Source organism: Paenibacillus sp. GYB006, from assembly GCF_036577645.1.
Classification (GTDB): domain Bacteria; phylum Bacillota; class Bacilli; order Paenibacillales; family Paenibacillaceae; genus Paenibacillus.
Window position 1 is genome coordinate 1 of sequence record NZ_JARBDA010000064.1, and the last position, 447, is coordinate 447.

At 40.5% G+C, this 447-nt stretch carries 1 rRNA gene; it reads right to left on the bottom strand.

Annotation, left to right across the window (positions count from 1 at the left end):
- Nucleotides 1–363: 363 nt before the first annotated feature.
- Nucleotides 364–447 (bottom strand): 16S ribosomal RNA (locus PV403_RS24955); the annotation flags it as partial.

A 447-nucleotide genomic window follows, 5' to 3' on the forward strand; every position in this document is an offset into this window, starting at 1 on the left:
GCCTAGGCATCCTCCGTGTGCTCTTAATAGCTTAACCATATGCTCATTTTTGACTGATTCACTCCGGTTGGCATTCGCCAAAAGTCGTTCATCATTCAAAAATTTCGCTAAGCAATCTATTAATCTTTACTTGTTTAACACAAGTTCAGCTTAAAGGATATTTCTAAAATCGCAAAATTGTTTCGTTATCTAGTTTTCAAGGAACAACAACCATGTTTTCTTTGGTTCAGCACGGATGTGCGAATAAAGAATACATGTGATTTTGAGAGATTAAACTCTCAAAACTGAACAACGAGTGAGTGTGTTGGAAGCTTAGCTTCCGTATATTTGAATGTTTCCGTTTCAGGAAACGATTCTCCATAGAAAGGAGGTGATCCAGCCGCACCTTCCGATACGGCTACCTTGTTACGACTTCACCCCAATCATCTACCCCACCTTCGACGGCTG